We start from the raw sequence: 7553 nt of genomic DNA on the forward strand, positions 1-7553 counted from the left end.
TGCTGTTTGCCCGTATGCTGGGCAATGCAGGGCGCACAGGGCAGGGCAAGGACGCCAATGGCGTCCAGGCGCGTTGGCGGCGTTCCGAGGGCAGGGGAAAAAAGGTGCGGCTGCGGGCCAGGGGAACCGGTCTGCGGCCGCTGTGATGGTTTACAGAATCTGCTGCAGGAACGCGCGGGCGCGATCCGTGCTGGGCGCGGCAAAGAATTCCAGCGGCGGGGTGTCTTCCAGGATCGTGCCTTGATCCAGGAACAGGACACGTTCGGCCATCTGTTTGGCGAACCCCATTTCATGGGTTACGCAAAGCATGGTGATACCTGTGCTGGCCAGTTTGACCATGACTTCCAGGACTTCCTTGACCATTTCCGGGTCCAGGGCGGCCGTGGGCTCATCGAACAGGATGATTTTCGGATCCATGCACAGTGTGCGGGCGATGGCGACACGTTGCTGTTGCCCGCCGGAAAGCTGTGTGGGGTATTTATCGGCATGGCTGGACATGCCGACTTTTTCCAGCAGTTCGCGCGCTTTTTCTTCGGCCCGCTTGCGGTTCTCGCCCTTGACGCTGACAGGCGCCAGCGTGCAGTTGTCCAGCACGGACATATGCGGGAACAGATTGAAGTGCTGGAACACCATGCCGACATCGCGCAATGCGATCGTGGCCTGGGTATCTTGCCGGGTCACGTCGGTACCATGGATTTCGATGGTGCCTTTTTCGATCCGTTCGAGCTGGTTGACGCAGCGGATGAGGGTCGATTTGCCGGAGCCGGACGGGCCGCACAGGATGATGCGTTCGCCCTGGCGCACGTCCAGGTCGATATTCTTCAGCGCATGGTAATTGCCATACCATTTGTTCAGCCCACGGATTTTGACAACGACCGGGCGGCTGTCGGCGGCGCCGGACGGATTCGGGGTGTTGTTCTGGGCGGGATTTTGGGACATGGAGGGTGTCTCCGGGTCTTATAGGAATCGGTGCGCCGAGTAGGGCGCAGGGTGGGTAAAGGTCGGCTCGCCGGTCATCATTTCAGCCAGCAGACGGCCTGAGGCCGGGCCTAGCGTCAGGCCGTGATGGGCATGGCCAAAGTTGAACCACAGCCCCGGGTGGCGCGGCGCCGCAGAGATGATGGGGCGCATGTCGGGGGTGCAGGGGCGGCGCCCCATCCAGGGCTCGGCTTCTATGGCCTGGCCCAGCGGCCAGTATTGGCGGGCGATGCGTTCGGCGCGTGTCAGCTGGATGCGGTTGATAGGCGCATCGGGCAAAGCGAGTTCGACACCGGTAGTCAGGCGCACGCCTTGTTCCATGGGAGCCAGGACAAAGCCGGCGCGCGAGTCACAGAGCGGGTGCCGGGGCGGCGGGGCGTCCGGGCTGGGCTGGAAGTGCAGGTGATAGCCGCGTTTGTGCGCCAGTGGCAGCGCGTATCCCAAAGGACGGAAGAGCTCGGGGGCATCAGGCCCCAGGGCAATGACCGCCTGGGCGGCCTGCAAATCGCCGTCCGGTGTCGCCAGCTGCCAGCCGCCGCTGGTGTTCGGGCGCAGGCTGCGCGCATCCGCATGAATCAGCGTGCCGCCGCGGCGGCAGAAAAGATCGGCGTAGCCTTGCACCAGTTTTCCGGGCGAGCTGACCGTCCAGGGATCCAGCCAGTGAATGCCGCCGGCCATCCTGGCATGCGGCAGCAAGGCCGGTTCACGCGCCGCCAGTGCCGCGCTGTCCAGCACATCGGCTTGCAGGCCGTAACGGCCAGCCAGCGCGCGGGCGTCGGCTGCCGCGGCGGCAAAGGCTGCCGGTTCGCGATAGATATCTATCCAGCCGGCGGCGCGCACCAGGTTTTGCAGGCCCGCCGCCTGGATCAGGGCGTCATGTTCCGTGACACAGCGCTCGATCAGCGGCAGCATGTCCTGCGCCGCCTGCTCCAGCGGGCCAGGCGCGGATTCGCGCCAGTAGCGCCAGAGCCAGCCAGCCATGGCAGGCAGCGCGCGCCATTGAAAGTGCACGTCCGTCTGGCGGTTGGCGGCATAGCGCAACAAGGCCAGCGGAGATTGCGGGAACGAATAGGGCACCACACTGGCGCGTTCGATCAGCCCGGCATTGCCGTGGCTGGTGCCCGAACCGGGCGCCTGCCAGTCCACCAGACAGACGGACAGGCCGCGCTGTTGCAGATGCAGAGCCGTGCTGGTGCCGATAATGCCGGCGCCCAGCACCAGGGCGTCATAGGCCGGGAGAGTGGAATCAGAACTCGTGCGCATGACTCAATTCACGACGTGCCGGGACAGGCGGGTTTCAATGCGCTTGAGTACCCGGCGGATGATTTCCACGATGATGAGGTACAGCACGGCGGCCCACAAATAGACTTCAAAATTGAAGCTGCGGGAGAAGGCCAGGCGCGCGACGCCCATCACGTCATAGACCGTCACCAGCGAAGCGATGGCGCTGGCCTTGATCATCAGAATCAGCTCATTGCCCAGCGGGCCGATGGCGACCAGCATGGATTGCGGCAGGATGACGCGCAGCATGGCGGTGACGGGGCCCAGCCCCAGCGCCTGGCAGGCTTCATACTGGCCTTTGGGGATCGCCATCAGGCTGCCACGGAAAATCTCCGCCTGATAGGCGGCCGTGTTGAGCGTGAAGGCCAGCAAGGCGCAATACCAGGCGTCGCGGAAGAACCACCACAGGCCGACGTCCTGCCAGAAGGGGCGCAGCGAACCCAGGCCGTAATACAGCAGGAATAATTGCGCCAGCAGCGGCGAGCCGCGGAAGAAATAGATATAGGCCCGGCTGGGGTATTGAATCAGCTTGTTTTTGCTCATGCGGCCGATGGCCAGCAGCAAGCCGAGCACCATGCCCAGGGCAAACGATAGGGCGACCAGCTTGAGCGTAATCACCAGGCCGTCCATCATGCGCGGCCCGTAGCGTTCCAGCAGTTCGGGGTCCATCACATGGGACAGCATGTTCATGACGAATTCACTCATCAGCGTGCCTCTTCATAGTGGCGTCCGAAACGGCGTTCGGCGCGGCTGAAAACGACACCGGAGAGTGCCGACAGCAACAGATACAGCAGGCAGGCGACGAAGTAGAACAGCATCGGTTGTTTGGTGGCGGCGACGGCCAGGTTGGTCTGGCGCATCAGATCCACCAGGGAAATCGTGGATACCAGGGAGGAGTCCTTCAGCAGCGTCAGCCAGTTGTTGGACAAGCCTGGCAGCGCGACACGCATCAGTTGGGGCAGGGTGACGCGCAGGAATGTCGTGCGCCGCGACAGCCCCAGGGATTGCGCCGCTTCCTGCTGCCCCTTGGGGATGGTTTTGAAGGCGCCCAGCCAGACTTCGCTGGAAAAGGCGGCCAATACCAGACTGAATGCCACGACAGCGGCCAGGAAGGCATTGATGCGGAATTCACTCTGGTAGCCCATGCGTTCCAGCAGATGCTGGATGCCGATCTGCGCGCCGTAATACACCAGCAACAGGGTCAGCAGTTCGGGCAGGCCCCGGAAGACAGTGGAAAAAACGGTGGAGGCAGCGCGCGGGAGGCGGCGTTTGGAACGGGCCCCCATCGCGACAAGCAGCCCCAGCGGCAGGCCGATGGGCACGCAGCAAAGTGCCAGTGTGATAGTGACAAGCGCGCCCAGAAGCAGCGCGCCGCCCCATCCGCCGTGGCCGAAGGAAAGCAGGCTGAGCAGATCAAGCATATTGGTTTATATCCGGCAGGGAAGGTCAGTAGATGTCAGCGCCGAAATAATGGTTGGAGATCTTCTGATAGGTGCCATCGGCGCGGATATCCTTGATCGCCTGATTGAAGCGTTCGCGCAGGGCATCGTCACCCTTGCGCATGGCAATGCTGGTATCGCCTTCCGTGCCGGGAATGTCGCCAAGCAGCTTGCAGCAGCCTTCGCTGTTCTTTTCCAGCCATTCGAGCAAGGGGAATTTGTCATGCACGATGGCATCCAGGCGGCCGCTGATGAGATCCGTGCCGGCTTCGTCCGGCGTGGGATAGAGGCGGACGTCGGCGCCTGCCTTGCCATAGACGTCTTCGGAATACATGCCCTGGGTCGAGGAGGACTGCGCGCCGATGACGCTGTCTTTCAGTTCATCGGCAGACGTGCCGGTGAGCTTGGAATCTTTGGGCACGGCCACGGCCAGGCGGGTGCGGTAGTACGGTTCGGAAAAATCGACACGGCGGGCGCGTTCTTCGGTATCCACCATGGACGAAACAATCGCGTCGAATTTGCGCGCCATCAGGGCGGGAATGATGCCATCCCAATCCTGGGCGACCAGGACGCACTGGGCCTGCATCTTTTCGCACAAGGCATTGGCGATATCGACGTCGAAGCCATAGAGCTTGCCGGAGGCATCAACGGCATTGAACGGAGGATAGGCGCCTTCGATGCCGATGCGGAGGGTGTCGGCCTGCGCTTGCGCGGAAATGGCGCAGAGTGCCGTGACAGCCAGCATGGATTTCAGCGTTTTTTTCATGATGCGCTCCTTGAATGGTTGAATATTGTGAAAAAACAGAACGGCCTGCAGGATACCGTCTTGAAAGGGGCTAAGTTTAGGACGATTCAGGAAAAGGCGTCCTGCGCCGAGGTGTAGCCGATAAAGGCATGATTCAGCCCGGCAATGTGTTCCAGCCGCTGTTCGGCGGGCTTGCCCAGCCGGACAAACACTTCATTGACCATCAAATGCGCCAGCACCTGCATGGGGGCAGTGCATTCCCAGAACATATCCAGGCCGGTCGGCACACGGAAGACTTCCGTGGCGCTGCTGTCGGCCCAATCACAGTACATATCGGTGACCAGGGTGACGGGCAGCCCATGATCCCGGGCTTTGCGGCATAGCAGCAGCGCGTGGCGCGAATAGCGCCGCGCATCGAACACAATCAGCGCGGTTTCAGCGGGGTCAGCCAGCAGGGCATCGCTGTAGTGGCCGGCCGCGTTGTCGATCAGGTGCACGCCTGGGCGGATATATTGCAGCAAATGCGCCATACAGGCCGCGACACCCCGTTCGGTCTGGAAGCCTGCCACCAGCACGGTCTTGCATTGGGCCAGGCGGGTAACGACCGGCTGCCATTGGGGAGCATGCGTCAGTTCATAGACTGCCACCTGGGCCGCGATGCTGAGTTCCAGGCTGCGGCTGTAATCTGGCCCGTCCGCGGAACGTCTTTGCAGGAAATCCTGCAAGCGCTCGCCCATCAGCCAGGGGCTGTCACCCAGGTCGTCGCGCAGGCTTTGCTTGAGTTCCTTGAAATGCCGGAACCCGAGGTGGCGGCAAAAACGTCCGACGGTTGTTTCACTCAGGCCGAGTTTGGCGGCCAGACTGGCAGAAGTCTCGAATGGCAGGCTGTTCAGGTTGCCCAGCATATAGCTTGCCACCGTGCGCTCCGACGCCGTGCCTTGGCTGCGGAAGCGTTCCAGGCGCTGAAGCACGCTGGCGGCGGCTGCTGGATTCTCCATTTTTTTCTGCAAGTTTTCTGTCATTGCCAAAATTTATGGGATAAAGCTGACATTGGGTACTTGGGGGATTCCCTAGGCAAAACCCAGGCAGCCTGCCATTAGCGCGTGCGGCATGGCCGGAATGCGGGGGGAAAACAGCCAGGATCCAGCAGGCCGCGCCAGGGAAGCGCCGCCTGCCGCAACTCAGAATTTCAGGCTTTTCAGATGAATACTGGTTTCGGTGGCGGCAATGCCTTTGATCAAACGGATGCGCTCCAGGGCTTCAGCCAGTTGCGCCATGCTTTGCACGCGAAGTTCAGCCAGCATGTCCCAGCGGCCATTGGTGTCATGCAGTTCGGCGATGGCCGGTTCGCCAGAGAGCGCCTGGACGATGCGCTGTGTTTCGTGCCCCTCGATGGCGATGCTGGTCCAGGCCACGATTTCTTCCGGCTGGGAGTCGGGCCGCACCCGGATGCTGTAGCCCAGGATGACGCCATCACGCTCCATGCGGCTCAAGCGGTTGTTGACGGTGCCGCGCGAGACATCGAGTTTTTTCGCCAGCGTGGCGACCGAGGTGCGGGCATCGTTGCGCAACAGGCCCAGAATCTGATGATCCAGGCTATCCATTGATAGTTTCGTCATTTTTTATTGTCATTTTGTCAATAGATGGACATTTTATAGATATTTTTGACGCTATGAATTGATCCTGGCCTGATAAACAATAGAAAAAAGCGCCACGGAACATAAAGTTCCGGGCATCCGATCTATCAAGAGGAGAAAAAACATGACTACCTTCCTGGCAACCGAAGACGTCGTTACGCTGACCCGTCAACTGGGGCTTGAACAGACCCTCAGGCAGATGGCAGCCTACATCGAGGCGGATTTCCTGCGCTGGGAAGCGTTCGACAAAACAGCCCGGGTGGCCAGCCATTCCGAGATTGGCGTGATCGAGCTGATGCCGGCGGCAGACAAAGATCTGTACGCGTTCAAGTACGTCAACGGCCATCCATCCAATCCGCAAGTGGGCCTGCCTACCGTCATGGCGTTCGGGGCGCTGGCTGAAGTCTCTACCGGCAAGCCTTTGCTGCTAAGCGAACTGACGTTGACGACGGCCTTGCGTACCGCTGCCACCTCTGTGCTGGCGGCCAGAGTGCTGGCGCGTCCCGATGCGCGTGTGATGGCCTTGATCGGCAACGGTTCGCAAAGTGAATTCCAGGCGCTGGCTTTCCATTATTTGCTGGGGATAGATACCTTGCGGCTCTACGATGTTGATCCCGGCGCGACGGCCAAGCTGCGGGCCAATCTGGCTCATGTGCCGGGCCTCACGCTGCTTGATTGCGCCAGCGCAGCGCAAGCCGCGCAAGGCGCGGATATCGTGACAACGGTGACTGCCGATAAGACCAATGCCGTCATCCTGGATGCCAGCATGATTGAGCCTGGCATGCATATCAATGCTGCCGGCGGTGATTGCCCGGGCAAAACCGAGCTGGCGGCCGAGGTGCTGTTGCGCGCGACGACGTTTGTGGAGTTTGAGCCGCAGTCCCGCATTGAGGGGGAAATTCAGCAAATGCCGGCGAGCTATGCGGTGCAGCCGTTGTGGGAAGTGCTGGCAGGCAAGCGGCCTGGGCGCAGCACGGCGCAAGAGATCACGGTGTTCGATTCCGTGGGCTTTGCGCTGGAAGACTATGCCGCGCTGCGTTTTCTGCATGATCAGGCGCAAGCGCTAGGCCTGGGTGCCAGCCTTGAACTGGTGCCCGATCTGGCCAACCCTAAGAACTTGTTCGGCGAAGCCTTGGGCGCATCGGCGGCGGCTGCCAGCGCCCGCCAGGCAGGGGCTGCCGCCGCCTGAGATTCCGCCGCATTGCTTATTCGCGTTCTGTCCTTCACGTTTTTTACCAATACTCACGCTCAAGCCTGAAATTTGGCGGCCCGCTTGAGTCTGCAACAAGTAGAATAGCATTCCATGCCTCGGCCATTCTCTGGTCGGGGCATTTCTTATCTGATGCGCCGTTTTCTGACTGTCCGCTGAATATTCGGGCCTGCGCAGACGGCATTCCGTGGAACTGCGAACGTGCTATATCTGCTCTGGCTGGCGCCGGTTGTCCTGTTGATCGTCCTGATAGGGGTATTCCG

8 protein-coding genes are annotated in these 7553 nt (G+C 61.2%); 1 reads left to right on the plus strand and 7 read right to left on the minus strand.

Features of this window, described 5'->3' with window-relative positions; genetic code table 11:
* Nucleotides 1-150 precede the first annotated feature (150 nt).
* The 7 genes from ACTJGZ_RS09190 to ACTJGZ_RS09220 all read right to left on the minus strand — a co-directional run bounded on the left by ACTJGZ_RS09190 (nt 151) and on the right by ACTJGZ_RS09220 (nt 6047).
* Entirely contained in the window at nt 151-939 is a 789-nt protein-coding gene (locus tag ACTJGZ_RS09190; RefSeq protein ID WP_441662629.1) for an amino acid ABC transporter ATP-binding protein, read from the minus strand.
* 18 nt (nt 940-957) lie between these two features.
* On the minus strand, nt 958-2241 hold the full coding sequence (locus ACTJGZ_RS09195) for an NAD(P)/FAD-dependent oxidoreductase (RefSeq protein WP_441662630.1): 1284 nt from the start codon (nt 2239-2241) through the stop codon (nt 958-960).
* 3 nt (nt 2242-2244) lie between these two features.
* Nucleotides 2245-2964, minus strand: a complete 720-nt coding sequence (locus ACTJGZ_RS09200; RefSeq protein ID WP_441662631.1) for an ABC transporter permease — start codon at nt 2962-2964, stop codon at nt 2245-2247.
* Nucleotides 2964-3680 carry an ABC transporter permease gene (locus ACTJGZ_RS09205; protein WP_441662632.1) on the minus strand — a complete coding sequence of 239 codons (717 nt, stop codon included), beginning with the start codon at nt 3678-3680 and terminating at the stop codon, nt 2964-2966. Before ACTJGZ_RS09205 ends, ACTJGZ_RS09200 begins: the two co-directional genes overlap by 1 nt.
* A gap of 25 nt (nt 3681-3705) precedes the next feature.
* Nucleotides 3706-4464 (minus strand): transporter substrate-binding domain-containing protein, encoded by a 759-nt coding sequence (locus ACTJGZ_RS09210; RefSeq protein ID WP_441662633.1) that lies wholly within the window; start codon nt 4462-4464, stop codon nt 3706-3708.
* Nucleotides 4465-4550: 86 nt separating this feature from the next.
* The gene (locus tag ACTJGZ_RS09215) at nt 4551-5441 is read right to left on the minus strand and encodes a MurR/RpiR family transcriptional regulator (RefSeq protein WP_441662634.1); all 891 of its coding nucleotides are present in this window, start codon (nt 5439-5441) and stop codon (nt 4551-4553) included.
* Between the two features lie 183 nt (nt 5442-5624).
* Nucleotides 5625-6047: an Lrp/AsnC family transcriptional regulator gene (locus tag ACTJGZ_RS09220; protein ID WP_441662638.1), complete on the minus strand. Its 423-nt coding sequence runs from the start codon at nt 6045-6047 to the stop codon at nt 5625-5627.
* Between the two features lie 157 nt (nt 6048-6204).
* Here ACTJGZ_RS09220 and ACTJGZ_RS09225 point away from each other — a divergent pair, with 157 nt between their 5' ends.
* Nucleotides 6205-7269: an ornithine cyclodeaminase gene (locus tag ACTJGZ_RS09225; RefSeq protein WP_441662635.1), complete on the plus strand. Its 1065-nt coding sequence runs from the start codon at nt 6205-6207 to the stop codon at nt 7267-7269.
* Nucleotides 7270-7553 lie beyond the last annotated feature (284 nt).

Origin of the sequence: Kerstersia sp. (assembly GCF_052103615.1) — a bacterium.
Classification (GTDB): Bacteria; Pseudomonadota; Gammaproteobacteria; order Burkholderiales; family Burkholderiaceae_B; genus Kerstersia.

What these genes read in the sequence shown, in the direction of transcription:
- ACTJGZ_RS09190 (WP_441662629.1), bottom strand. Translation starts at nt 939, where the DNA reads ATGTCCCAAAATCCCGCCCAGAACAACACCCCGAATCCGTCCGGCGCC.
- ACTJGZ_RS09225 (WP_441662635.1), top strand. Translation starts at nt 6,205, where the DNA reads ATGACTACCTTCCTGGCAACCGAAGACGTCGTTACGCTGACCCGTCAA.
- ACTJGZ_RS09215 (WP_441662634.1), bottom strand. Translation starts at nt 5,441, where the DNA reads ATGGAGAATCCAGCAGCCGCCGCCAGCGTGCTTCAGCGCCTGGAACGC.
- ACTJGZ_RS09210 (WP_441662633.1), bottom strand. Translation starts at nt 4,464, where the DNA reads ATGAAAAAAACGCTGAAATCCATGCTGGCTGTCACGGCACTCTGCGCC.
- ACTJGZ_RS09195 (WP_441662630.1), bottom strand. Translation starts at nt 2,241, where the DNA reads ATGCGCACGAGTTCTGATTCCACTCTCCCGGCCTATGACGCCCTGGTG.
- ACTJGZ_RS09205 (WP_441662632.1), bottom strand. Translation starts at nt 3,680, where the DNA reads ATGCTTGATCTGCTCAGCCTGCTTTCCTTCGGCCACGGCGGATGGGGC.
- ACTJGZ_RS09200 (WP_441662631.1), bottom strand. Translation starts at nt 2,964, where the DNA reads ATGAGTGAATTCGTCATGAACATGCTGTCCCATGTGATGGACCCCGAA.
- ACTJGZ_RS09220 (WP_441662638.1), bottom strand. Translation starts at nt 6,047, where the DNA reads ATGGATAGCCTGGATCATCAGATTCTGGGCCTGTTGCGCAACGATGCC.